This window comes from Streptomyces sp. NPDC014861, from assembly GCF_043081625.1.
Classification (GTDB): Bacteria; Actinomycetota; Actinomycetes; order Streptomycetales; family Streptomycetaceae; genus Streptomyces.
In genome coordinates, this window is record NZ_JBIBWV010000026.1 from 91192 (window position 1) to 114222 (window position 23031).

At 71.4% G+C, this 23031-nt stretch carries 20 protein-coding genes, 1 tRNA gene and 1 pseudogene; 13 read left to right on the top strand and 9 right to left on the bottom strand.

All coding sequences use genetic code 11. The features are described from left to right. Positions 1–120: 120 nt before the first annotated feature. The 6 genes from paaA (at position 121) to ACF1BN_RS32765 (ending at position 5098) form a co-directional block, all read left to right on the top strand. Positions 121–1134, top strand: coding sequence for a 1,2-phenylacetyl-CoA epoxidase subunit PaaA (gene paaA / locus ACF1BN_RS32740; RefSeq protein WP_392335216.1), 1014 nt, complete (start codon positions 121–123; stop codon positions 1132–1134). After that, entirely contained in the window at positions 1131–1418 is a 288-nt protein-coding gene (gene paaB, locus ACF1BN_RS32745) for a 1,2-phenylacetyl-CoA epoxidase subunit PaaB (RefSeq protein ID WP_030493720.1), read from the top strand. The genes paaA and paaB overlap by 4 nt, the downstream gene beginning before the upstream one ends. Further along, the gene (gene paaC, locus ACF1BN_RS32750; protein ID WP_392335217.1) at positions 1415–2299 is read left to right on the top strand and encodes a 1,2-phenylacetyl-CoA epoxidase subunit PaaC; all 885 of its coding nucleotides are present in this window, start codon (positions 1415–1417) and stop codon (positions 2297–2299) included. The genes paaB and paaC overlap by 4 nt, the downstream gene beginning before the upstream one ends. Continuing rightward, on the top strand, positions 2293–2796 hold the full coding sequence (gene paaD, locus ACF1BN_RS32755; protein ID WP_376599866.1) for a 1,2-phenylacetyl-CoA epoxidase subunit PaaD: 504 nt from the start codon (positions 2293–2295) through the stop codon (positions 2794–2796). The genes paaC and paaD overlap by 7 nt, the downstream gene beginning before the upstream one ends. Beyond that, the gene (locus tag ACF1BN_RS32760; RefSeq protein ID WP_392335218.1) at positions 2797–3858 is read left to right on the top strand and encodes a 2Fe-2S iron-sulfur cluster-binding protein; all 1062 of its coding nucleotides are present in this window, start codon (positions 2797–2799) and stop codon (positions 3856–3858) included. It abuts the gene before it with no gap. 106 nt (positions 3859–3964) lie between these two features. Continuing rightward, positions 3965–5098 (top strand): acyl-CoA dehydrogenase family protein, encoded by a 1134-nt coding sequence (locus ACF1BN_RS32765; protein ID WP_392335219.1) that lies wholly within the window; start codon positions 3965–3967, stop codon positions 5096–5098. Positions 5099–5246: 148 nt separating this feature from the next. On the opposite strand, the gene ACF1BN_RS32770 is transcribed toward ACF1BN_RS32765, so the two are convergent. From ACF1BN_RS32770 to ACF1BN_RS32785, 4 genes are all read right to left on the bottom strand, one after another. Beyond that, a complete protein-coding gene (locus tag ACF1BN_RS32770) occupies positions 5247–5588 on the bottom strand; it encodes a rhodanese-like domain-containing protein (protein WP_392335220.1) in 342 nt (113 codons plus the stop codon). 50 nt (positions 5589–5638) lie between these two features. Continuing rightward, positions 5639–6439: a hypothetical protein gene (locus ACF1BN_RS32775; protein WP_392335221.1), complete on the bottom strand. Its 801-nt coding sequence runs from the start codon at positions 6437–6439 to the stop codon at positions 5639–5641. 420 nt (positions 6440–6859) lie between these two features. Next, positions 6860–8305, bottom strand: coding sequence for a DUF2252 domain-containing protein (locus tag ACF1BN_RS32780; protein ID WP_392335222.1), 1446 nt, complete (start codon positions 8303–8305; stop codon positions 6860–6862). Between the two features lie 134 nt (positions 8306–8439). Further along, the gene (locus ACF1BN_RS32785) at positions 8440–9609 is read right to left on the bottom strand and encodes a hypothetical protein (RefSeq protein ID WP_392335223.1); all 1170 of its coding nucleotides are present in this window, start codon (positions 9607–9609) and stop codon (positions 8440–8442) included. Positions 9610–9715: 106 nt separating this feature from the next. Between ACF1BN_RS32785 and ACF1BN_RS32790 the strand changes: the two genes are divergently transcribed. After that, complete coding sequence (locus ACF1BN_RS32790) at positions 9716–10264, top strand: MarR family winged helix-turn-helix transcriptional regulator (RefSeq protein ID WP_392335224.1); 549 nt, start codon at positions 9716–9718, stop codon at positions 10262–10264. A 118-nt stretch (positions 10265–10382) separates the two neighbouring features. Here the strand turns inward: ACF1BN_RS32790 and ACF1BN_RS32795 are convergent, their stop codons facing one another. The 3 genes from ACF1BN_RS32795 to ACF1BN_RS32805 form a co-directional block, all read right to left on the bottom strand. Then, complete coding sequence (locus tag ACF1BN_RS32795) at positions 10383–11018, bottom strand: response regulator (protein ID WP_392335225.1); 636 nt, start codon at positions 11016–11018, stop codon at positions 10383–10385. Between the two features lie 85 nt (positions 11019–11103). Further along, positions 11104–12810 (bottom strand): sensor histidine kinase, encoded by a 1707-nt coding sequence (locus ACF1BN_RS32800; RefSeq protein ID WP_392335226.1) that lies wholly within the window; start codon positions 12808–12810, stop codon positions 11104–11106. Between the two features lie 246 nt (positions 12811–13056). Beyond that, positions 13057–13143, bottom strand: a tRNA-Leu gene (locus ACF1BN_RS32805). 803 nt (positions 13144–13946) lie between these two features. Here ACF1BN_RS32805 and ACF1BN_RS32810 point away from each other — a divergent pair. From ACF1BN_RS32810 to pknB, 6 genes are all read left to right on the top strand, one after another. Then, a complete protein-coding gene (locus tag ACF1BN_RS32810; RefSeq protein WP_392335227.1) occupies positions 13947–14798 on the top strand; it encodes an FhaA domain-containing protein in 852 nt (283 codons plus the stop codon). A 10-nt stretch (positions 14799–14808) separates the two neighbouring features. After that, on the top strand, positions 14809–15333 hold the full coding sequence (locus ACF1BN_RS32815) for an FHA domain-containing protein (protein WP_392335228.1): 525 nt from the start codon (positions 14809–14811) through the stop codon (positions 15331–15333). 96 nt (positions 15334–15429) lie between these two features. Beyond that, the gene (locus tag ACF1BN_RS32820; RefSeq protein WP_392335229.1) at positions 15430–16932 is read left to right on the top strand and encodes a Stp1/IreP family PP2C-type Ser/Thr phosphatase; all 1503 of its coding nucleotides are present in this window, start codon (positions 15430–15432) and stop codon (positions 16930–16932) included. A gap of 26 nt (positions 16933–16958) precedes the next feature. Then, complete coding sequence (locus ACF1BN_RS32825; RefSeq protein ID WP_392335230.1) at positions 16959–18401, top strand: FtsW/RodA/SpoVE family cell cycle protein; 1443 nt, start codon at positions 16959–16961, stop codon at positions 18399–18401. After that, the gene (locus ACF1BN_RS32830) at positions 18398–19864 is read left to right on the top strand and encodes a peptidoglycan D,D-transpeptidase FtsI family protein (protein ID WP_392335231.1); all 1467 of its coding nucleotides are present in this window, start codon (positions 18398–18400) and stop codon (positions 19862–19864) included. The genes ACF1BN_RS32825 and ACF1BN_RS32830 overlap by 4 nt, the downstream gene beginning before the upstream one ends. Positions 19865–20022: 158 nt before the next feature. After that, entirely contained in the window at positions 20023–22098 is a 2076-nt protein-coding gene (gene pknB, locus ACF1BN_RS32835; RefSeq protein WP_392335232.1) for a Stk1 family PASTA domain-containing Ser/Thr kinase, read from the top strand. A 91-nt stretch (positions 22099–22189) separates the two neighbouring features. Here pknB and ACF1BN_RS32840 read toward each other — a convergent pair whose 3' ends face one another. Next, the gene (locus tag ACF1BN_RS32840; RefSeq protein WP_389160860.1) at positions 22190–22867 is read right to left on the bottom strand and encodes a class E sortase; all 678 of its coding nucleotides are present in this window, start codon (positions 22865–22867) and stop codon (positions 22190–22192) included. Between the two features lie 36 nt (positions 22868–22903). Next, positions 22904–23031: pseudogene (locus ACF1BN_RS32845) on the bottom strand (class E sortase); the annotation flags it as partial.

Here is a 23031-nt window from a genome sequence, read left to right on the forward strand (position 1 = left end):
GGTGACCCGCTCGTCTGCGCCCCGGACGGAGCAGGCGGTTATCCACAGGGTTGACACCATACGGGCCGCCGACCCACCATTGAAGTCATTCAACCGAACGATCGGTCGGTAGGGGGTCCGATGACCGCAGGGACCGCAGGGACGGCAGTGACCGCGGAAGCGCCCGGCACGGGTGCCGCGGACGCGGCGGCGCAGGCCGCCCGCGAGGCGGTGTTCGACGCCGCCGTCGCCGCCGACGAGCGCATCGAGCCGCGCGACTGGATGCCGGAGGCGTACCGCGCCTCCCTCGTCCGCCAGATCGCGCAGCACGCCCACTCGGAAATCATCGGCATGCAGCCCGAGGCCAACTGGATCACCCGCGCGCCCTCGCTGCGCCGCAAGGCCATCCTCATGGCCAAGGTCCAGGACGAGGCCGGCCACGGCCTGTACCTCTACAGCGCCGCCGAGACCCTCGGCGTCAGCCGCGACGAGCTCCTCGACAAGCTCCACACCGGCCGCCAGAAGTACTCCTCGATCTTCAACTACCCCACCCTCACCTGGGCCGACGTCGGCGCCATCGGCTGGCTCGTCGACGGCGCCGCCATCACCAATCAGGTCCCCATCTGCCGCTGCTCCTACGGCCCCTACGCCCGGGCCATGGTCCGCGTCTGCAAGGAGGAGTCCTTCCACCAGCGACAGGGGTACGAAGCCCTGCTCGCCCTCTCCCGCGGCACCGAGGCCCAGCACGCCATGGCCCAGGACGCGGTGGACCGCTGGTGGTGGCCCTCCCTGATGATGTTCGGCCCGCCGGACGACGAATCGACCCACACCGCACAGGCGATGGCGTGGAAGATCAAGCGCCACACCAACGACGAGCTGCGTCAGCGCTTCGTCGACATCGCCGCTCCGCAGGCGGAGTCCCTCGGCCTCACCCTCCCCGACCCCGACCTGAAGTGGAACGAGGAGCGCGGGCACTACGACTTCGGCCCCATCGACTGGGCCGAGTTCTGGGACGTGCTGAAGGGCAACGGCCCCTGCAACGACCAGCGGATCACCCAGCGCCGCCGGGCCCACGAGGACGGCGCCTGGGTCAGAGAGGCCGCCGCGGCCTACGCGCGCAAGCACACCGGACAGCACGGGGAGGCACAGGCATGAGCAGCGACACTTGGCCCCTGTGGGAGGTGTTCGTGCGCTCCCGCCGAGGGCTCTCCCACACCCACGCCGGCAGCCTCCACGCCCCCGACGCGGAGATGGCCCTGCGCAACGCCCGGGACCTCTACACCCGCCGGATGGAGGGCGTCTCCCTCTGGGTCGTGCCCTCCGCCGCCATCACCGCCTCCTCCCCGGACGAGAAGGACCCCTTCTTCGAACCGGCCGCCGACAAGCCCTACCGGCACCCGACCTTCTACGAGATCCCGGAGGGGGTGAAGCACCTGTGACCGCCACCGGCACTCAGGACACCACCGGCACCGCGAACACCACCGTCGCTCCGGACACCACCGGCCCCGAGAACACCACCAGCACCCAGGGCACCACCGGCGCTCCGGACACCTCCGGCACCCCGGGCACGCCCACCGATGCGGCCGTCACCGACCCGGCCCTCACCGACCAGGCCGTCACCACCGCGGCCCTCGCCCTCGGCGACGACGCCCTCGTCCTCGCCCAGCGCCTGGGGGAGTGGGCCGGCAGCGCCCCCGTCCTGGAGGAGGAGGTCGCCCTCGCCAACATCGCGCTCGACCTCCTCGGCCAGGCCCGCGTCCTGCTCTCCCTCGCCGGCGACGAGGACGCGCTCGCCTTCCTCCGCGAGGAGCGCGACTTCCGCAACGTCCAGCTGGTCGAGCAGCCCAACGGCGACTTCGCCCACACCATTGCCCGCCAGCTGTACTTCTCCACCTACCAGCGACTCCTCTACGCGGCCCTCGCCACCGGCTCCACCCCGCTGACCGGCCTCGCCGCCAAGGCCGTCAAGGAAGTCGCCTACCACCAGGACCACGCCGAGCACTGGACGCTCCGCCTCGGCGACGGCACCGAGGAGAGCCACCGCCGGATGCAGACCGCCTGCGACGCGCTCTGGCGCTACACCGGCGAGCTCTTCCAGCCCCTCGACGGCCTCGGCCTGGACCCCGCCGGCCTCGAAGCGGCCTGGCTGGACTCCGTCACCACCGTCCTCACCCGCGCGGGACTCACCGTGCCCACCGGCCCCCGCACCGGCGCCTGGCGGGCCGGCGCCGGCCGCCAAGGCCTCCACACCGAGCACTTCGGCCGGATGCTCGCCGAGATGCAGCACCTCCACCGCAGCCACCCGGGGGCGACATGGTGACCACCGCCACCACCCCGCTCGAAGCGGAACTGGCCCGGATCGCCGGCGCCGTCCCCGACCCCGAGCTGCCCGTCCTCACCCTCGCCGAACTCGGCGTGCTCCGCGGCGTCCACGTCACCGGCCCCGGCCGGGTCGAGGTCGCCCTCACGCCCACGTACACCGGATGCCCCGCCGTCGAGACGATGTCCACCGACATCGAGCACGCCCTCCACGAGCACGGCATCCCCGAGGTCACCGTCGTCACCGTCCTCGCCCCGGCCTGGAGCACCGACGACATCACCGAGGAAGGCCGCCGCAAGCTCAGCGAGTTCGGCATCGCCCCGCCCCGCCCCCAGGGCCCCGCCGGCGGGCCCGTCGCCCTCACCCTGGCCATCCGCTGCCCGCACTGCGGCTCCACCGACACCGAGCTCCTCAGCCGGTTCTCCTCCACCGCCTGCAAGGCCCTGCGCCGCTGCACCGCCTGCCGCGAACCCTTCGACCACTTCAAGGAGCTGTAGATGTTCCATCCGCTCCCGGTGAGCCAGGTCGAGCGGCTCACCGACGACTCCGTGGCCGTCACCTTCGCGGTCCCCGACGACCTCCACGAGACCTTCCGCCACCGCCCGGGCCAGCACCTCGCCCTGCGCCGCACCGACGAGTCCGGCCAGGAGATCCGCCGCACCTACTCGATCTGCTCCCCCGCCGCCCCGGCCGGAGAGCGCCCCGAACTCCGCGTCGGCATCCGCCTCGTCGACGGCGGCGCCTTCTCCACCTGGGCCCTCAAGGAACTCACCCCCGGCCACACCGTGGACGTCATGGCCCCCACCGGCCGCTTCGTCCTCGACCCGCGCCCCGGGCACTTCGCCGCCGTCGCCGGCGGCAGCGGCATCACCCCGGTGCTCTCCATGGCGGCCACCCTCCTCGACCGCGAACCCGAGGCCCGGTTCTGCCTGATCCGCAGCGACCGCACCGCCGCCTCCACGATGTTCCTCGACGAGGTCGCCGACCTGAAGGACCGCCACCCGGAGCGCTTCCAGCTCGTCACCGTCCTCTCCCGCGAGGAGCAGCAGGCCGGGCTCCCGTCCGGCCGCCTCGACCAGGACCGGCTCACCGCGCTCCTGCCCGCCCTCCTTCCGGTCGGCGCCATCGACGGCTGGTTCCTCTGCGGACCCTTCGGTCTCGTCCAGGGCGCCGAGCGGGCCCTGCGCGAGCTCGGTGTCGACCGTGCCCGGGTCCACCAGGAGATCTTCCACGTCGACGACGGCTCGGGCCCCGCGCCTGTCCCCACCACCGACACCCCCGCCCACGCCACCCTCACGGCCACCCTCCACGGCCGCTCCGGCACCTGGCCCGTCGAGCGCGGCGAGAGCCTCCTCGACACCGTCCTCCGCGCCCGCGCCGACGCCCCCTACGCCTGCAAGGGCGGGGTCTGCGGCACCTGCCGGGCCTTCGTCGTCGGCGGCGAGGTCCGCATGGACCGCAACTTCGCCCTCGAACCGGAGGAGACCGACGCCGGCTACGTCCTGGCCTGCCAGTCCCACCCGGCCACCCCCGATGTGGAGCTGGACTTCGACCGCTGAGCCCATTCCCTTCCGCTAGAACCTGTTCTATCTTGACGGCCCGTCAGAACACTGCCTCCTGGCGGGCCGCAGGACCGGCAGCGGACAGCAACGGAAGGACAGGGCCATGGACTTCACGTTCACCGAAGAGCAGCAGGCGGCCGCGGAGACCGCCCGCACCGTCTTCGCCGACGTCGCACCCGACGCCGTACCCAGCCCCGCCCTCACCCCGACCGCCGTCGCCGACGACCTCGACCGCCCCCTGTGGCAGCGCCTCGCCGCCACCGATCTCCTCGGCCTCCTCGCCGCCCCCGAACACGGCGGCACCGGCCTCGACCCGGTCGCCCTCTGCCTCGTCCTGCGCGAGTCCGCCCGCGTCCTGGCCCGCGTCCCCCTCCTGGAGACCACCGCCGTCACCCACGTGCTCCAGCACCACGCCCCGGCCGCCACCGCCGCCGCGCTCCTTCCCGAAGTCTCCGCCGGACGGCTGATCCTCACCGCCGCCGCCCACGGCACCACCGGCCACGAACCCGCCGAACGTGCCGTCACCGCCCGCCGGGTCTCCACCCACTGGATCCTCGACGGCACCACCGACCACGTCCCCTGGGCACACCACGCCGACCTGACCGCCGTCCCCGCGCACACCGCCGACGGCCGCACGGTCCTCGCCCTGCTCCCGCGCGACCACCCGGGCCTCACCCTCGACGCCCAGTACGGCACCCACGGCGAACGCCTCGCCCGGCTACAGCTCGACGCCGTCCGCCTCGACACCGACCAAGTCCTGGACTCCACCGACGCCTGGCCGGCCCTGCGCGCCCTGCTCACCACCGGAACCTGCGCGCTCGCCCTCGGTCTCGGCGAACAGGTCCTCACCATGACGAGCCAGTACACCGGGAAGCGCGAACAGTTCGGCCACCCCGTGGCCACCTTCCAGGCCGTCGCCGTCCAGACCGCCGACCGCTACATCGACCTCCGCGCGATGGAGGCCACCCTCTGGCAGGCCGCCTGGCGCATCTCCACCACGGCCGACACGGCCATGCCCGCCGAGGCGGACCTCGCCGTCGCCAAGATCTGGGCCTCGGAAGGTGTACGCCGGGTCGTCCAGACCGCCCAGCACCTGCACGGCGGCTTCGGCGCCGACACCGACTACCCGCTGCACCGCTACCACGCCTGGGCGAAGTACCTCGAACTCTCCCTCGGCCCGGCCGCCGCCCACGAGGAAGCCCTGGGCGACCTCATCGCCGCCCACCCCCTGAGCTGACCACACCCTGAGGTGACCACCCCCTGAGCTGACCACCCCGAAACGCCGGAGCGGCTCCGCAGGGGATGCGCCGAACACGCCAGGCACAGGGAACTCCGGAGGAGCGGGGCAGAGGAATGCCCCGCCCCGCACGCGCCGGGAAGACAGCTCAGGCGACGAACCCGGGACCGTCGTCCGCCACCACGGGACGCCCGGCGCCCTCCCAGGCCACCATCCCGCCGTCCACGTTCACCGCGTCGTACCCCTGCTGCACCAGATACTGCGTGACCTGCGCCGACCGGCCACCCACCCGGCACATCACATAGGCACGCCCGTGCTCGGCGAGCTGCTCACCGACCTCGGCGAACCGGGCCACGAAGTCGCTCATCGGCACGTGCAGCGCGCCCTCGACCCGCCCGGCCGCCCACTCGTCGTCCTCCCGCACGTCCAGCACCAGGGCATCGGCGGGCACGGACGCGGCGGGCACCGACGGCAGCGGGGCGAAACTCATGGCACTGACCTTCTCTCGTGTACGGCGGAACCGCCTCGACCTGGGAAAACCTACTGCACCAGTGTGGCCAGCTCGGCCTCACGCTCGGACACCTGGCCACGCAGCTGCTCGGCGATCTCCTCGAGGAGCCGGTCCGGGTCCTCCGGCGCCAGCCGCAGCATCGACCCGATCGCGCTCTCCTCCAGCTCCCGCGCCAACGCGGACAGCAGGTCCTTGCGCTGGGCCAGCCACTCCAGCCGCGCGTACAGCTCCTCGCTCTCGCTCTGCCGCTCCTCGGCCGGCGCCGGACCCGCCTCCCACTCGGCGGCGAGCTCCCGCAGGAGACCCTCGTCGCCACGCGCGTAGGCCGCGTTCACGCGGGTGATGAACTCCTCCCGCCGCTGCCGCTCGCCCTCCTCGCGCGCCAGGTCGGGGTGGGCCTTGCGGGCCAGCTCGCGGTAGAGCCGGCGCGCCTCCTCGCTCGGCCGCACCCGCTGCGGCGGCCGCACCGGCCGCTCGGTCAGCATCGCGGCCGCCTCGGGGGAGAGCCCGTCGGAGTCGAGCCAGTCGTCGAAGAGCACGTCGACCCCCGGCAGCGGCTGCACCGCGGCCCGCGCCTCACGCGCCCTCCGCAGGTCCTCCGGATCACCGGTCCGCGCGGCCCGCGCCTCCGCGATCGACGCGTCCAGCTCGTCGAGCCGCGCGTACATCGGCCCCAGCGTCTGGTGGTGCAGCCGGGAGAAGTTCTCCACCTCGACCCGGAAGGTCTCCACGGCGATCTCGAACTCGATCAACGCCTGCTCGGCCGCCAGAACAGCCCGCTCCAACCGAGCCTCAGGCCGCTCCGCACCGTCTGCGGCCCTGGCTTCCACCCGCGGCCCGTCGCCGGATCCCGCAGACGACTCCGGACCTGACGGCGACGGCGAGCCCGCCGACGCTTCCACCGGCGACCCGGACGGCGACTCCGACCGCGACCGCGTATCCGAGCTCGATCCCGCCGCCACTACCGCCTCCGCCTCCGCCTCAGCCACCTCGGGCTTCGGCTCCGGCTTGGGCTCCCGGCCCTGGTCCTGGTCCTCGCTCACGTTCACGCCCGCCCACGTCCTCGTTCCGGCCCGACCCCTCAAGCCTAGGTCCTCACCGGGGGCCCCTCCCCCCTCCCTCCCCTCCCCCTCCCCCCCGGTCTTCCGCGTGCTGCCCCCGGCACCCCCAGCTCCTCCGGGCGCCATTCCGCCCCGCGCGCCGCCCGCTCTCCCACCGGCCCCCTCAGGCACCGCAGGGTCACCCGGCGGTCACACCCCCATCTCCGCCACCATGCGGCCGGTGCGGATGGCGGTGAGCAGGTCGGCGTGGTCGGCGGTGGTGCGGTCGGCGTAGGTGACGGCGAAGGTGGCGACGGCCTCGTCGAACTCCTCGTTCTTGCCGCAGTAGCCGGCTATCAGGCGCGGGTCGGCGCTGTGGGCATGGGCGCGGGCGAGGAGCGCGCCGGTCATGCGGCCGTAGTCGTCGACCTGGTCGGGGGTGAGCGCCGCGGGGTCGACGCTGCCCTTGCGGTTGCGGAACTGGCGCACCTGGAAGGGACGCCCGTCGACGGTGGTCCAGCCGAGCAGCATGTCGCTGACGACCTGCATGCGCTTCTGTCCGAGGACGACGCGGCGGCCCTCGTGACCGGGGTCGGAGACGGCGAACCCGGCGGCGGGCAGGTGGGGCAGGAGCACGGACGGCCGGGCTTCCTTCACCTGGAGGACGAGCGGTTCGCCGCGGTGGTCGAGGAGCAGGACGACGTAGGAGCGGGTGCCGACGCTGCCGGTGCCGACGACCCGGAAGGCGACGTCGTGGACGGTGTACCGGGCGAGGAGCGGGCGCCGGTCCTCGGAGACGGTCTCCAGGTAGGCACCGAGGGCCGCGGTGACGACGGCGGCCTCGGCGTCGGGCACTCGGCGCAGGACCGGGGGTGCGTCGACGAAGCGGCGTCCGCCGCCTTCGGCCTCGTCGACCGTCTCGGTGGAGCGGGCGGCGAACCGGGCGCTGGTGTTGTTGCGTGCCTTGGCGGAGACGCGTTCCAGAAGGCCGAGGAGGTCGCGGGCGTCGGTGTGGGAGACGAGTTCCTCGTCGGGTATCGCGTTCCAGGCGTCGAGGGCGGGCAGCCTGGCGAGGAGCCGCATGGTGCGCCGGTAGGCGCCGACGGTGTCGAAGGCGGCGGCCCGGCAGGTGTCCTCGTCCGCGCCGACCACGCGGCCGGCGAGGACGAGGGAGGTGGCGAGCCGCTTGAGGTCCCATTCCCAGGGGCCGACGGCGGTCTCGTCGAAGTCGTTGAGGTCCATCACGAGCCGGCCGCGGGCGTCGCCGTAGAGGCCGAAGTTGGCGGCGTGGGCGTCGCCGCAGAGTTGGGCGGCGATGCCCGTGACGGGGGTGCCCGCGAGGTCGTGGGCCATGAGTCCGGCGGTTCCGCGCAGGAACGCGAACGGGTTGGCGGCCATCCGGCCGACGCGGATCGGGGTGAGACCGGGGACGCGTCCCCGGCTGGACTCCTCGACGGCGCGGACCGCGTCGGGCCGCCCGTCGGGGAGGGTGAGCTCGGCGTGGGAGGAGCGGGGGACGGCGGTGCGGAGCTGTTTGCCGCGCGTCTTGGGGGAGTCCTCCGCTGTGCCTCGCCTGGCGAATCCGGGCACGTGCGGGATGCGTTCCCCGTCCGTTCCTCCACGCTGTCCGGGCACGACGGCCTGGATCTCGTCCATGGGACGACCTCCCCCGATGACTGCTGCGACTGCTGCGACTGCTGCGACTGCTTCCGGGCCTGACGGTACAGCGGGTCATGATCGGCCGTCTCCCCCTGTGGACAACGACCTGTGGACAACCATCAACCGCCTGCTCAGACGGCCACGGCCTCCTCCATCTCTTCCTCCTCTGCCTCGACCTCCGCCTTCTCCGTCTCCCTCTCCCTCTGAGCCTCCTGACCTGCCTGAGACTCCTGAGACTCCTGACCGTCCTGAGGCTTCTGAGTCGTGTGCGCCGTGGCGGTTCCCGCACCGACGGCCGCCGGGGCGGCCTCAGCCGCGGCCGACGCCTTCCGCCCGGCCTCGGTGCGGGCCGCCACCGCGACCAGGACGGTGCCGGCGAGGAACCAGAGGGCGAGGACGAGGACGTTGCCGCCCAGGCCGTGGCCGTCGAAGTAGACGTGGCCGCGGATGCCTTCGACGAGGCCGGCGCCGTTCCAGAAGGCGTGCAGGGAGCCGAAGAAGCCGGGCTGGAGCTCGGGACGGTAGATGCCACCGGAGCTCGTGAAGTTGAGCATGACGAAGAGGACCATCACGCCGAGCGTGGTCCAGCGGCGCAGGTAGGTGTGGAGACCGATGCCGATGAGGAGGATGCCTGCGGCGTAGAGCCAGGAGAGGGCCCAGACCCCGGCGAGACCGTGGTCGACGAGGTGGAAGACGGGGCCGGCGAAGAGGGTGCCGATGAGGCTGACGACGAGGGAGGTGCCGGCGGCGAGGAGGGCGCGGATCCTCATGGGGAGGGTGGCTCCGGCGGCACCGATGACGGCGACGGAGGCGTACGCGCCGATACTGACCGCGACGAGGAGGAAGAAGACGCCCTGGCCGGTGGGGTCACCGGGGGCGGTGGGGGCGAGGTCGGTGACCTTGAGGGGGGCGTCCCGCTCGGCGGCGACCTGGGTGAAGACCTTCTCGACGGCCATGGCGCTGGTGTCGGAGGAGGCGGAGGCGACCAGGAGTTCGGGGTGCTCGCCGGGGATGTAGGCGCCGAAGCTGTCCTGCCGGTGGAGGGCGGTGGCGGCGGCGGACCGGTCGGGGACGGTACGGACGTCGAGGGCGCCGGCGCTCTTGTCGTGGAGGGTCTGGGCGAGGACCTGCGCGGCGGGTCCTGCGCCGACGACGTCGACGCGGAGGTCGTGGGGCTGGGGGGCGTGGAAGGCGCCGAGGTAGGCGAGGCCCATGCCGAGACACATGAGGAGAGGGGTGAGGAGGTGCCCGAGGACGTGCCGCAGGGCACCGGCGGTGGGGTTCGGTCCTGTGGACACCATGACCTCCGGAGACGGTGAGAGCCATTGGGTGGCTTTTACAACCAAAGAACCGTTGTACTATACAACCGAAACCCCGCACGGGGCTAACTCACCCGGGGAGCCCCCGATGTCCAGCACCGAGAACGCCGTCGTCGCGGCCTCCCACGAGGCCGCCCACGAAGCCACCGGCGACGCCCGCACGACCCGCCCGACCCGCGAAGAACCGCCCCGCGAGGCGTCCGTCGACGTCATCCAGCGAGAGCTGACGGCCTTCGCGCGCCGGGCGCGTGCCGCCGCCGCCCGGGTCCACCCGGAGATCCCCCTCGTCTCGTACACGCTCCTCGCGCACATCGAGGACCGGCGCGGCTGCCGCGCCACGGATCTCGCCTCGCACTACCTGCTGGACAAGTCGACGGTCAGCCGCCAGCTGGCGGGACTGGAGAAGCTGGGCCTGGTGGAGCGCCGGCCCGCGCCGGACGACCACCGGGTGCACGTCCTGCACCCGACGGAGGCCGGTCTCGCGGTGCTCGCCACCGCCCAGGCCAACCGTCTCGCGGCCTACCAGGAGCGCCTGAGGGACTGGTCGAACGACGACCTGGCCCGCTTCGCCGAGTACCTCCTCCGGTACAACGCCGCGGGCCCCGCTGATCCCACCGGGCCCCCCACCCCGCTCTGACACCGGAACCCGCGCCGGAACGCGCGCCCGCCGCCTCACACCCGCCCGCGCACCACCGCCCGCACCCGCCCGCGCGCCCTCGCCCGCACCCGCTCGCGGACCCGCCTCCTCGCCCGCTCTACAAGCCCGCGTCGCGGGCCAGGAGGGCGGCCTGGACGCGGTTCTCACACTGCAGTTTGGCGAGGATCCTGCTGACGTACGTCTTCACGGTGCCCTCGCTCATGTGCAGGCGGCGGCCCGCGTCGGCGTTGGAGAGGCCCTCGCCGAGGAGTGCGAGGACCTCGCGCTCCTTCTCGCCGAGCGCGGCGACCCGTCCGCGGGCCTCCTCGGCGCGGGCGGCCTCGCGGCCGGAGGCGAGCCGTTCGACGACGTGCCGGGTCGCGGCCGGCGACAGGTAGGCGTCGCCCGCTGCGGTGGCCCGGACGGCGCCGATCAGTTCGGCGGGGGCGGTGTCCTTCAGCAGGAAACCGGCGCTGCCGTGCTCCAGCGCCCGCAGGACGTTCTCCCGCTCGCCGAAGGTGGTCAGGACGATCACCCGGGCTCCGGGCGCGGCCCTGCGCAGCTCGGGGAGGGCGGAGAGGCCGTCGAGGACCGGCATCTGGATGTCGAGGAGCACGACGTCGGCGGCGTGCGCGCGGGCCGCGTCGACGGCCTCTCGGCCGTTCGCCGCCTCGGCGACCACGTGGATGTCCGGATCGGAGTTGAGGATCATCCGGATCCCCGCCCTGATCAGCGGCTCGTCGTCGGCCACCACGACCCTGACGGTCCGCCCGGACCGTCCCGTCTGCCCTGACAGCACTGCGCCTCCCCGACGCCTCCGGTACGGGTCGGCCGTGACGCTACTGCCTGACCTCGTACGCCTTCTTCTCGATCAGCTTGCCGTCCTTGAAGCAGAACCGGAAAACGGGGTCGACGTCGAAGTCGTCGCTCATCTCCGTGGACAGGAGGGCGAGGCAGGCGGCGCCCTTCGGCTCCGGGGGCGCGCCCTTGCCCGACGTGGCCAGGTTCGCGAAGGAGTCGCCGTCGGGCAGCATGGCCCGGACGTCCTTCTCCGCCATGCCGACCTCGATCGACTCGTACTTCGAGGGTTCGACCATCGTGTCCTGGACCGAGCCTATGAAGTAGAAGATGCCGAAGCCGGCGGCGACGACGAGGACGACGAGCGCCGCGAAGGCGATGCCGCAGCCGAGCGCGACCGATCCTCCGGTGCGGCGGGTCTTCCCCCCGTGCAGTGCCATCGCCAACTCCCGTTCCGTGAAGGTCCAGTCGGGCTCTCCGACCGGTACGGAACGACCTTCTCGTCCGAAGGGCTTCGTCGACTGCTGCCGGAAGTCGTCGGCCGCATCGACCAAAGACGCGGATTCGCCGGTGGGCGCGGAGCCGTACGGCAGCATGCCGGCGACCCGGAAGCCTCCGTCGTCGGCCGGTCCCGCGTGGCACATGCCGCCGACGAGCCGGGCCCGCTCCTCGAGTCCGGCCAGGCCTTGGCCTCCGCTGACGACGTCCTTCGCGGGGCCGGCGCTCGGCTCCTCGTTGAAGATCTCGACGACGAAGGTGTCGGGCTCGTAGCGCAGTTCGACGCTGATGGCGGCCCCGGGGGCGTACTTGTAGGCGTTGGTGAGCGCCTCCTGCGCCATGCGGTACGCGGCGTGTCCGGCGGCCGGCTCCAGGGGCCGCTCGTCGCCGATCCGCCGCAGTTCGACGCGGGTTCCGGCGGCACGCGCGGAGGCGACGAGTCCTTCGATGCCGGCGATCCCGCGTGCCGCCCGCCCGCTCTCGTCGCCGGCGCCGACCGGTCCGGTGTCCGGGTCGGCGGCCTCGGTGCCGTCCCTGAGTATGCCGACGACCTCCCGCAGTTCGTGCATGGCGGTCACGGACGCGTTCCTGAGCACGCCGACGACCTCGCGCTGCCGGTCGTTCAGCGCGCGGTCGACCTCCAGCGCGCCGGTGTGCACGGCGATCAGGGCGAGTTGGTGGCCGAGGCTGTCGTGCATGTCCTGGGCGATGCGCTGCCGCTCGCGCAGCCGGGCGTTCCGCCCGATCATGGCCCGCTCGCGCACCAGCCGTACGTTGCGCTCCTGGAGGGCGTGCAGGAGGGTGCGGCGCTGGGCCCAGTAGCGGTGGGCGAGTCCGGGCGCGAGGGTGGTGCCCAGGTAGTACAGGGTCGCCATGAAGGCGACGGTGAGCATGCGGCTCTGGTCCCAGGCGACGAGCAGGGTCGCGGCGACGTTGAGGACGTAGGCGGCGATGAACGCGTGCAGGGCCCGGCCGACGCCGAGGATGTGGCCGCCGGCGGACCAGCCGAGGACGAGCAGCAGCGGTCCGAGACCGGGGACGACGGGGCTCAGGGCGGCGGTGACGACGAGCACGGTGGCGGGGAACCTGCGGCGGAGCAGCGACAGCACGGCCGAGCCGGCGGCGACCGCCGCGAGCTGCCACCCCTCGCCGCCGAGCAGTTCCTCGGTGCCCGCGGCGAGCAGGGCGACGACGGCGGTGAGCGCCACCTCGCCGACCGTCCTGCGCCGCGACCACTCCCCGGCGGGCACGAGCCACCTCCACACGGCGGCCGCCCGGGCTCCCGCCCCGCGCCCGGCCCCCGCCCACGGCGTCGTTCCCGCACTCGTCGCTTCCACGCTCGCACCCTAGGCAGCGTCAGGGCCTCCGGGCGTCCCTCTTTCGTCGCGACCCGCAACGACGAAAGACGCAAGGCCCGGTGAGACATACAGGCCGGAGGGATCCTCGGTCGGACAACGCGGAAGCCCCGTAGGTCTGGGACCTACGGGGCTTCCGTCTGGTGCGCGAGGGGGGAGTTGAACCCCCACGCCCTTTCGGGCACTGGAACCTGAATCCAGCGCGTCTGCCTATTCCGCCACCCGCGCATTGGGTGGTCTCCCGGTCTCTCACCTTTTCGGTGGGAGCGCCTGGCGACATCTGAAGATTAGCACGTCGCGGACGGTGGATTCACATCCGTTGTTTCGGCCTCCCGCGGGCGGAACAGAGGAGAGGGAGGGGTGGGCGACGGGAGGCGGGAAGACGATGAGAGCGGGAGCGAGAGGGCGGCACGAGGGGTCGAGGGATCGGGGCATCTCGGAGCGACCGAAGATCGTCGCGGAGCCACGAAGGTTCGCGGAACGACGGAGCACCCCCACCGTCGCGGACCCCCGGGCCGGACACGGATCCCCACCGCTCCCGTCGATCCCCACCCCTCCCACCACTCCCGCCGGTCCCACCACTGCCACCTCTGCCACCACTGCCACCGGCCCCGCCCCTCTCACCGGTCCCGCCCCTCCCGGACGCCACCCGGCGCTCCCGGCGCTCCCGCCACTCCCGGATCCGCCACGAAGGACCCCGAAGGACCACGAAGGACCACAGGGGAGAAGTAAGGAGAAGAAGGAGAGAAGGGACACAGGGGAGAGAGGGGAGAGATGGGAGAGACAGGGGAGAAGCGGGAGGTTGCGGCGCCGGCCGCGCCGCTCGACGCGCGCACTGCCCCACTCCACCCCTCCTGTCGGACAGCCGCGTGCGGGACACTGTCCACAGGCCCCCTCTACGATCCCTGGGGGGAGGGCCTGTGAGAGGTGACACTCGTCCACAGGGCAGAGAAGGGGAACCAGCCGATTTCCCGACGCGTGGATACGATCAGTAAGCAGTACCAGGACGGCAACGACGGAGGAGGTGCCCCATGGGAGTCCTGAAGCGTTTCGAGCAGCGTCTCGAAGGTCTGGTCAACGGCACCTTCGCCAAGGTGTTCAAGTCCGAGGTCCAGCCGGTCGAGATCGCCGGCGCGCTCCAGCGCGAGTGCGACAACAACGCGCAGATCTGGAACCGCGAGCGGACCGTCGTCCCCAACGACTTCATCGTGGAGCTCAGCGCGCCCGACTACGAGCGTCTGAGCCCCTACTCGGGCCAGCTGGGCGACGAGCTCGCCGGCCTGGTCCGGGACTACGCCAAGCAGCAGCGGTACACCTTCATGGGGCCGATCAAGGTCCATCTGGAGAAGGCCGACGACCTCGACACCGGTCTCTACCGGGTGCGCAGCCGTACGCTCGCGTCGAGCACGTCCCAGCCGCAGCCGCAGGCGGGTCACCAGCAGCAGCCCCACCAGCAGCACGGCCAGCAGCACGGCCAGGGCGGCGGCTACGGATACCCGCAGGGGCCCCCGGCCGGGGCTCCGCCGATGCCGTCCGCCCCGCCGCCCGGCGGCGGCCAGCGGCCGGCCGCGGGCGGCCGTCCTCCGGCTTCCGGCGGTACCCAGGTGCGCCGCTGGATCGAGATCAACGGCAACCGCCACCAGATCTCCCGCCCGACCCTGGTTCTCGGCCGCAGCACCGACGCGGACGTGAGGATCGACGATCCCGGCGTGTCCCGCCGGCACTGCGAGATCCGGACCGGAACGCCCTCGACGATCCAGGATCTCGGATCCACCAACGGCATCGTGGTGGACGGGCAGCACACCACCCGCGCTACGCTCCGCGACGGCTCGCGGATCGTCGTGGGCAGCACCACCATCGTTTACCGGCAAGCCGAAGGGTGAAGCGGGGGCAATGTCAGAGCTGACCCTGACGGTCATGCGGTTGGGTTTCCTGGCCGTTCTGTGGCTGTTCGTCATCGTGGCCGTCCAGGTCATCCGTAGCGACCTGTTCGGTACGCGGGTGACCCAGCGCGGTTCCCGCCGCCAGGAGGCGCGCCCCCAGCAGGGCGGCCGCCAGGCGGCCCCTCCGCAGCAGCGCGCCCAGCAGCCGCAGCCGACCGGTGGTGGCCGGTCGCGCCGCGGCGCCCCGACGAAGCTGGTCGTCTCCGAAGGCACCCTCACCGGCACGACCGTCGCCCTGCAGGGCCAGACGATCACCCTGGGGCGGGCGCACGACTCGACGATCGTGCTGGACGACGACTACGCATCCAGCCGGCACGCCCGGATCTACCCCGACCGGGACGGCCAGTGGATCGTCGAGGACCTCGGGTCCACGAACGGTACGTACCTCGACCGGACCCGCCTCACCACCGCGACGCCGATTCCGCTGGGGGCGCCGATCCGCATCGGCAAGACCGTCATCGAGCTGCGGAAGTAGTACGACAATGAGCGAGCTGACCGGAGCGACCGGAGGGTGGGCAGTGTGGGTCGAGACCGGCTGTACCCCGATGCAGCGGCGACAGGGCAGGTGGGCATGAGTCTCTCCCTGCGATTCGCCGCGGGCTCGCACAAGGGCATGATCCGCGAGGGGAACGAGGACTCCGGCTACGCCGGTCCCCGTCTCCTCGCGATCGCCGACGGCATGGGCGGCCAGGCCGCCGGAGAGGTCGCCTCCTCCGAGGTGATCTCGACGCTCGTCACGCTCGACGACGACGTCCCGGGCTCCGACATCCTCACCTCGCTGGGCACGGCGGTGCAGCGCGCCAACGACCAGCTCCGGATGATGGTCGAGGAGGACCCGCAGCTGGAGGGCATGGGCACCACGCTCACCGCCCTGCTGTGGACCGGGCAGCGGCTCGGCCTCGTGCACGTCGGCGACTCGCGCGCGTACCTGCTGCGCGACGGCGTCCTCACCCAGATCACCCAGGACCACACCTGGGTCCAGCGGCTCGTCGACGAGGGCCGGATCACCGAGGAGGAGGCCACCACCCACCCGCAGCGCTCGCTCCTCATGCGCGCGCTCGGCAGCGGCGACCACGTCGAGCCCGACCTCTCCATCCGCGAGGTCCGCGCCGGCGACCGGTACCTGATCTGCTCCGACGGCCTCTCCGGCGTGGTGTCCCACCAGACGATGGAGGACACCCTCGCCAGCTACCAGGGCCCGCAGGAGACCGTGCAGGAGCTGATCCAGCTCGCGCTGCGCGGCGGCGGCCCCGACAACATCACGGTGATCGTCGCCGACGTCCTCGACGTCGACGGCGGCGACACCCTCGCCGGCCACCTCAGCGACACCCCCGTGGTCGTCGGCGCGGTCGCCGAGAACCAGACGCAGCTGAACGACGGCGGCGCGATGCAGACCCCGGCCGGCCGCGCCTCCGGGCTCGGCCGCCCCGCGCACCACCAGCCCCCGGCCGGCGGCTTCGGCCCGCCCGGCAGCGGCGACGACCACGGCTACGGCGGCATGCCGCCGCACGGCGCCTTCGACTCGTACGCCGACGACGACTTCGTGAAGCCGCGCAAGCGGCGCCGGTGGATCGGGCGCACGGTGATTCTCGTCCTCGCCCTCGGCGTCCTCGCCGGCGGCGCGTACGGCGGCTGGCGCTGGACCCAGACCCAGTACTTCGTGGGCTCGAACGCCGAGCACGTGGCGCTGTACCGCGGCATCAGCCAGGACCTCGCCTGGGTGAAGCTCTCGGAGGTCGAGAAGGACCACCCCGAGATCGAACTCAAGTACCTGCCCGCCTACCAGCGGAAGCAGGTCGAGGACACCATCGCGGGCGGCAGCCTCGCCAAGGCCCAGACGAAGATCTCCGAGCTCGCGGTGCAGGCCTCGTCCTGCAAGAAGACCGAGGAGCGCCGCGTGGCCAAGGAGAAGGCCGACAAGGAGAAGGCCGCCGCCGAGGCGGCCCAGAAGCCGGCCGACGGCGAGAAGGCCGACGCCAAGCCCGAATCCAAGCCCACCGCAGCCGCTCCGACCCCGGGTCCCACCCTCACTCCGGAGGAACAGAAGCTGGCCTCGAACTGCGGCAAGCAGTAAGCACCCGTAGGGGGCCTTTCACCACCATGAGCGTTGTCACCAACACGACCACCATCGGCGCGATCGAGGCGCCGAGCCGCCGCAACACCGAGCTGGCGCTGCTCGCGTTCGCCGTCGTCATCCCGGTGTTCGCGTACCTCAACGTCGGGCTCGCGCTGGACGGCGAGGTCCCCTCCGGCATGCTCGGGTACGGGCTGGGCCTGGCCCTCCTCGCGACCGTCGCCCACCTCGTCGTACGCAAGTGGGCGCCGTACTCGGACCCGCTGCTGCTGCCGTTGGCGACCCTTCTCAACGGCATGGGCCTGGTGCTGATCTGGCGTCTGGACCAGTCGCCGCGGCTGATCGACCTGGCGAAGCGGCAGTACGGGGCGTTCAGCGCCTCCGCGCCGAACCAGATGATGTACTCGGCGATCGGCATCGCCATGTTCGTGGGCGTTCTGCTGATCCTCAAGGACCACCGGGTCCTCCAGCGCTACACGTACATCTCGATGGTCGCCGCGCTCGTGCTGCTGCTGCTGCCGCTCGTCCCCGGCCTCGGCGCCGACGTGTTCGGCGCCAAGATCTGGATCCGCGTCGGCGGCTTCTCGATCCAGCCCGGTGAGTTCGCCAAGCTCGTCCTCGCCGTGTTCTTCTCCGGCTACCTGATGGTGAAGCGGGACGCGCTGGCTCTGGCCAGCCGCCGCTTCATGGGGCTCTACCTGCCTCGCGGCCGTGACCTCGGCCCGATCCTGACGATCTGGGCGGTCAGCCTCCTCATCCTGGTCTTCGAGAACGACCTCGGTACCTCGCTGCTGTTCTTCGGCATGTTCGTGATCATGCTGTACGTGGCCACCGAGCGGACCAGCTGGATCGTCATGGGCCTCCTGATGGCCGTCGCGGGAGCCGTGGCCGTGAGCTCCACCGCCAGCCACGTGCAGTCCCGCGTGGCGGCCTGGCTCGACCCGTTCGAGTGCCTCAAGACGGCCCCCGACGGCTCGAACATGGCGTACGCCTGTGACCAGATGACGCAGGTGCTGATGTCCTTCGGCTCCGGCGGCATCCTCGGCACCGGTCTCGGCCAGGGCAACTCCGACCTGATCCAGTTCGCCGCCAACTCCGACTTCATCTTCGCCACGGTCGGCGAGGAGCTCGGTCTCGCCGGCGTGATGGTCTTCCTGCTGATCTACGGTCTGATCATCGAGCGCGGCATCCGCACGGCTCTCGCGGCCCGCGACCCCTTCGGCAAACTGCTCGCGATGGGCCTGTCCGGCGCCTTCGCGCTCCAGGTCTTCGTCGTCGCCGGCGGTGTGATGGGCCTCATCCCGCTGACCGGTATGACGATGCCGTTCCTCGCGTACGGCGGATCGTCCGTGATCGCCAACTGGGCCCTGATCGGCATCCTGATCCGGATCAGCGACACCGCGCGCCGCCCGGCGCCCGCCCCCGCTCCGAACCCCGACGCCGAGATGACCCAGGTGGTCCGTCCGTGAACAAGCCGCTGCGGCGGGTCGCGATCTTCTGCGGCCTGCTTGTCCTCGCCCTGCTCCTGCGCGACAACTGGCTCCAGTTCGTCCGTGCCGAGGAGCTGAACGCGCACCCGAAGAACCGCCGCGTCCAGATCGAGCGCTACTCCAACGAGCGCGGAAACATCATCGTCGACGGCAAGCCGATCACCGGCTCCGTCGACTCCGGGGACGAGTACTTCAAGTTCAAGCGCACGTACGTGGACGGCCCCATGTGGGCCCCCGTCACCGGCTTCGCCTCGCAGGCCTACGACGCCAACCAGATCGAGAAGATCGAGGACGGCATCCTCACCGGCAACGACGACCGGCTCTTCTTCGACCGCACCCTGTCGATGTTCACCGGGGAGCAGAAGAAGGGCGGCGACGTCGTCACCACCCTCAACGGCGCCGCGCAGAAGGCCGCCTTCAAGGGTCTGGGCAACAACACCGGTGCCGTCGTCGCGATCGAACCGAAGACCGGCAAGATCCTCGCGCTGGCGTCCACCCCCTCGTACGACCCCTCTTCCTTCGCCGGCTACTCCAGCAAGGACGAGAAGGCGTGGGTCGCGCTGGAGGAGAACAAGAACAAGCCCAAGCAGAACCGCGCGATCCGTGAGATCTACCCCCCCGGCTCCGTCTTCAAGGTCGTGACCGCCGCCGCCGCGCTGGAGGCCGGCAAGGTCACCGACATCGACGCGGCGACGGACACCCCCGAGGGCTGGAAGATCCCGCTCTCCACGCTGCCGATGAAGAACCACTCCGGCGGCTGCGCCAACGCCAGCCTCAACGAGGCGCTGCGGGTCTCCTGCAACTCGGTCTTCGCCAAGCTCGGCGACGACGTCGGCGTCGAGAAGATGAACGAGATGGCGGAGAAGTTCGGCTTCAACGCCGAGCAGTTCACCCCCGTCCGCTCCGCCGCCTCCGTCTACGACAAGAAGGCCGACCGCGGCGGCAACGCGCTCTCCTCCATCGGCCAGTTCAACACCGCGACCACCCCGCTCCAGATGGCGATGGTCACGGCGGCGATCGCCAACGACGGCAAGCTGATGAAGCCGTACATGATCGACCAGCTGCGCGCGCCGAACCTGGACGTCATCAAGCAGAACGAGCCCGAGGAGATGAGCCAGCCCGTCTCCGCGGAGAACGCGCAGAAGCTCCAGGCGATGATGGAGAACGTCGTCGCCAAGGGCACCGGCGGCAGGGCCGACCTGAACATGGACGGCGTGAAGGTCGGCGGCAAGACGGGTACCGCGCAGCACGGCGAGAAGAACGCCAAGCGCCCCTACGCCTGGTTCATCTCCTACGCCAAGACCGACCAGGGTTCCCCGGTCGCCGTCGCCGTGATCGTCGAGGACGCCGAGGGCGTCGGCCGTGAGGACATCAGCGGTGGCGGCCTCGCCGCACCGATCGCGAAGGCGGTCATGAAGGCGGTTCTGAAGAGTCGCGGCTGATCTTGCAAAGGGCCGGTGCCAGCCAGGTACCGGTCAGGTATCAGCTGCCCCGCGCGGGCGGTACCGCCTCTCGGGGCCGGTAGCGTATGCGCGAACAGCACACACCGCCGGACCACCCATGGGTGCGGTCGGGACAGACGGAGAGGGCTGGATTAGCTATGGAAGAGCCGCGTCGCCTCGGCGGCCGGTACGAGCTGGGCTCGGTGCTCGGCCGCGGTGGCATGGCCGAGGTGTACCTCGCCCAGGACACCCGGCTCGGCCGCACCGTCGCCGTGAAGACGCTGCGGGCCGACCTGGCCCGTGACCCGTCCTTCCAGGCCCGGTTCCGCCGTGAGGCACAGTCCGCCGCCTCCCTGAACCACCCGGCGATCGTCGCCGTGTACGACACCGGCGAGGACTACGTCGACGGCGTCTCCATCCCGTACATCGTGATGGAGTACGTGGACGGCTCGACCCTCCGTGAGCTGCTTCACTCCGGCCGCAAGCTGCTGCCCGAGCGCACCCTGGAAATGACCGTCGGCATCCTCCAGGCGCTGGAGTACTCGCACCGCGCCGGCATCGTGCACCGCGACATCAAGCCCGCGAACGTGATGCTGACCCGCACCGGCCAGGTCAAGGTCATGGACTTCGGCATCGCGCGCGCCATGGGCGACGCGGGCATGACCATGACGCAGACCGCCGCGGTCATCGGCACCGCCCAGTACCTCTCCCCCGAGCAGGCCAAGGGCGAGCAGGTCGACGCCCGTTCCGACCTGTACTCCACGGGCTGCCTGCTCTACGAACTGCTCACCGTCCGGCCGCCGTTCATCGGCGACTCCCCCGTGGCCGTCGCCTACCAGCACGTCCGGGAAGAGCCCCAGCAGCCGAGCAACTTCGACGCCGAGATCACGCCCGAGATGGACGCCATCGTCCTCAAGGCACTGGTCAAGGACCCCGACTACCGCTACCAGTCCGCCGACGAGATGCGCGCGGACATCGAGGCGTGCCTGGACGGGCAGCCGGTCGCGGCCGCCGCCGCCATGGGCATGGCGGGCGCCCAGTCGTACAACGGCTACGGCTACCCGCCGGACGACCAGCCGACCACCGCGCTGCGCCAGTCCGACCCGATCGGCCAGACCTCGATGATGCCGCCGGTCCCGCCGGACGGCGGGGGCTACGGCGGGTACGACGACCGTCCCGACCGTCGCCGCGGCGCCCAGAAGAAGTCGAACGCCTCGACGATCCTGCTGGCGCTCTGCGGCGTCCTGGTGCTGGTCGGCGCGATCTTCATCGCCCGGTACCTCATGGACACCAGCGACACCCCGCAGCAGACGGTGGTGCCGCAGCTCGTCGGCCAGAAGATGGACGAGGCGAAGAAGTCCGTCACCAACGCCCAGGTGCAGTTGCAGGAGGCGGGCACCGAGCGCTGCGAGCAGCCCACAGGCGCCATCTGCCGTCAGAACCCGGTCGCGGACAACATCGCCAAGATGGAGGTCGGCGCCACCATCCAGGTGTGGATCTCCGAGGGCGCGCCGCTCGTGGAGGTCCCGGACGTCCAGGAGCAGTCGCTCCAGCGGGCCAAGGAGACCCTGGAGGGCAAGGGCTTCAAGGTCAAGGTCGACGAGGAGGAGTCCGACGAGGACCCCGGCACCGTCCTGCGGCAGAACCCGCAGAACGGCACCAAGGCCGAGAAGAACTCCGAGGTGACGCTGACCGTCGCCAAGCAGAAGCTGACGAACCTGCCCCCGGTGACGGGTCGCGACATCAGCCTGGCACTCCAGCAGCTGAACGGCCTCGGCTTCACCGACGTGAAGCAGGAAGAGGTCGAGAACGACCAGCCCAAGGGCACGGTCCTGGAGCAGAACCCGGCGGGCAACACCAACCAGCCGCTGGACGTCAAGATCACCCTGAAGGTCTCCAAGGGCCCCGCGACGCCGCAGATCACGGTCCCCGCGGACGCTGTCGGCAAGACGCTCAAGGAAGTCCGGGACTACCTCCAGAGCCAGGGCGTGACCGTGGTCGTGGCCGGTTTCGACAAGGACAACGCCCGCATCGCCCAGTCGGTCCCGGCCGCGGGTTCGCCGGTCAAGCCGGGCGACACCGTCACCCTGCTCACCCCCGTGGACCCGGACGCCGCCACCGGTGGCGACAACGCCGGCAACGGCGGCCAGCAGCCCGGCGGCGGGGACAACAACGGCGGCGACAACAACGGCAACAACGGCGACGCCAACAACATCGGCGGCTGGTTCGACTAGCCCTCGGTGCGATCGCCGGACCGTACATGGGGAGAGCCCCGGAGCCTGTGAAGGCTCCGGGGCTCTCCCCATGTGCTGTTCGTCCGGCGGGTCAGCGGAGTTCGGCCGGCGGGGTGCGGTCGGCGTCGACCTTCTCGGTGCGGGCCAGTTCGCCCCAGACGATGTAGCGGTAGTCGGAGGTGTACATCGGGGTGCAGGTCGTGAGGGTGATGTACCGGCCGGGCTCGCTCTTGCCGGACTCCTCGGGGACCTGCTGGAGGACGTCCACGTTGAACTTCGTCGTCTCCGGGAGGGTCTTGTAGACCTTGTAGACGTACCAGGTGTCCTTGGACTCGAAGACGATCGGGTCGCCGTCCTTCAACTTGTGGATGTTGTGGAACTTGGCGCCGTGCCCGTCCCGGTGGGCGGCGAGCGTGAAGTTGCCCTCCTTGTCCTGCGGGAGGGCCGACTTCACGGGGTCGGTGTAGTAGCCGGCGACGCCGTTGTTGAGGATGGAGCTCTCGGTGCCCCGCTTCACGAGGATCTCGTCGCCGCCGAAGGCGGGCACGTGGAGGAAGCCGAGTCCGCCCTTGGTGTCGAGGGCGCCGGGGCCCGTGTCGGCCCACTCGCCGCGGACCTGCGCGCCTTCCTTGTCGGCGGCGCGGTCGGCGAGGACGTTCGTCCACCACAGCGAGTAGGCGACGAAGAGTCCGAGCACGAGGCCGGCTGTGATGAGGAGTTCACCGAAAACGCTGATGAGCCCGGCGATCCGGTTGCGCGCACGTGACACTGGGGCGGCCCTCGTCCCTTCTGGAGGTGTTGGCTCTCAGCCTACGAGTGCCTCCGGCTTTCCCTTGCTGCGCGGGCGTTCCTCGACCAGCTTTCCCCAGACGATCATGCGGTAGGTGCTGGTGAACTCGGGGGTGCAGGTGGTCAGGGTGATGTACCGGCCGG